2 protein-coding genes are annotated in these 1,901 nt (G+C 62.7%); one reads left to right on the forward strand and one right to left on the reverse strand.

Annotated elements, in window-relative coordinates; translation table 11 throughout:
* Positions 1-49: 49 nt before the first annotated feature.
* On the reverse strand, positions 50-1,087 hold the full coding sequence (locus BN1117_RS03935) for an alkene reductase (RefSeq protein WP_040094977.1): 1,038 nt from the start codon (positions 1,085-1,087) through the stop codon (positions 50-52).
* 199 nt (positions 1,088-1,286) lie between these two features.
* On the opposite strand from BN1117_RS03935, the gene BN1117_RS03940 reads away from it, so the two are divergent.
* Entirely contained in the window at positions 1,287-1,853 is a 567-nt protein-coding gene (locus tag BN1117_RS03940; protein ID WP_040094979.1) for a TetR/AcrR family transcriptional regulator, read from the forward strand.
* Positions 1,854-1,901: the final 48 nt, after the last annotated feature.

Here is a 1,901-nt window from a genome sequence, read left to right on the forward strand (position 1 = left end):
AGCCGCGATGAACCTTTTTTATTGCCTGTCGTCTGGCGATGGTGAGCGGTTATACCAGTTCAGCCAGCATGGTGTCGGCGTAGGGCACCAGCGCTTCGCCCTTCTTCACCTTGGCGAGATAGTCCGGGTTGGCGATAAGCGGACGACCGATGGCCACCAGATCGAAGCGGTTGGCCTCGATGGCGGCAGCGGCGCGCTCGGCGTCGTAGTTGCCCACCCCCACCAGATTGCCCTTGTAGTGGGCGCGCAGATAGTCGGAGGCACGGCCACCCAGGTAATCGAAGGTGAGGTTGTCATCGAAGATGCCGAGGTGGATATAGGCCAGTGGGCGTTCGTTGAGCTTGCCCAGCAGATAGTCGAACACGGCGCGATCTTCCGGGCTGCCCGCCAGATGGACATAGGCACCCGGAGAGAGGCGAATACCGACCCGATCACCGCCGATACGGGCGCTGATGGCATCGATCACTTCCAGCGCAAAGCGGCCCATATTTTCCGGGCTGCCACCGTAGTTATCGGTGCGCAGGTTGGTGGAGTGGTGCAGGAACTGGTCGATCAGGTAGCCGTTTGCACCGTGGATCTCCACCCCGTCAAAGCCAGCCTCGATGGCGTTGGCAGCGGCTTGGGCGTAATCCTGTACCAGTTGGGCGATGTCGGCTTCAGTCAGGGCGCGCGGCACCTGATAGGTCAGCTCGCGCATGCGGGGCACAGTGCCCTCGTGCGCCACGGCCGAGGGGGCCAGCACTTCCGCCTGATGGAAGAAGGGGTGGGAGAGGCGGCCGACGTGCCACAGCTGGGCGAAGATCTTGCCGCCCTTGGCGTGCACGGCGCTGGTCACTCTCTTCCAGCCATCGATCTGCGCCTGGGTGAAGAGGCCCGGGGTATTGGGGTAGCCCTGGGCGTCGGGGCGGATGATGACGGCCTCGGAAACAATCAGGCCGATGTCGGCGCGGCGGCCGTAATAGGCAGCCATCTGCTCGGTCGGCACCAGACCTGGGCCTGCCATGCAGCGGGTGAGCGGGGCCATCATGAAACGGTTGGCCAGGGTCAGAGTGTCATTGAGTCGATACGGCTGAAACAGGATATTCATGATAGGTTGTCCTGAATGGGTTATTCTTGAATGTGCATTCAAGACGTTTTTTGCGTCGGGCGCAAGCTTTTTTTGAATGCGCATTCAAGAAGGTTGGCCCGAGCGGGTGGCTGGGGTAAACTTGCCGCCCTTTCCAGCCACTCTTTACCGGCGGGCCCTGTTGCCCCTTGCCGGTGAACCATTTCCCACGGGAGGAACCATGCGCATAGCCGAGTTTGATCGGGACGAGGTGCTGCGAAATGCCATGGAAGCGTTTCGCGCCAAGGGATATGCCAAGACCACCATGCAGGAGCTGGTGGCCGCCACCGGCCTCCATCCGGGCAGCATCTACGGCGCCTTTGGCAACAAGCGCGGCCTGCTGCTGGCGGCGGTGGATCACTATGTCGAGGGTAAACGTACCCTGCGCCGCTCCCTGCTCGACAACCCGAGCCCGCTGGCGGGCCTTGCTGCCTATCTTGACCGGATTGTAGGGGAAGCGCTCTGCGGCTCCTGTCTGGTGACCCGCACCATGATGGAGCTGAGCGAGCAGGATGAGGAGCTGACCCAGCGGGTCAAGGGGATCTATGGCGAGCTGGAGCAGGATCTGGCCGAGTTGCTGACCCAGGCGCAGGCCAAGGGCGAGCTGGCCCCGGATAGAAATATCCACACCCTCACAGCCCTGCTGCTGATCAACCTGCAAGGGCTGGTCACCTTCGCCCAGTGCCGCCCCGATCGCCCCCTGCTCGACGACGTGGTCGCCCAGCTGATGCGGGCCCTGCGGACGTAATGCGCGCCCGGAAACAACCATGGCTCCAGCGGGAGCCATGGTTGTTTC

Origin of the sequence: Aeromonas australiensis (assembly GCF_000819725.1) — a bacterium.
Lineage (GTDB): Bacteria > Pseudomonadota > Gammaproteobacteria > Enterobacterales > Aeromonadaceae > Aeromonas > Aeromonas australiensis.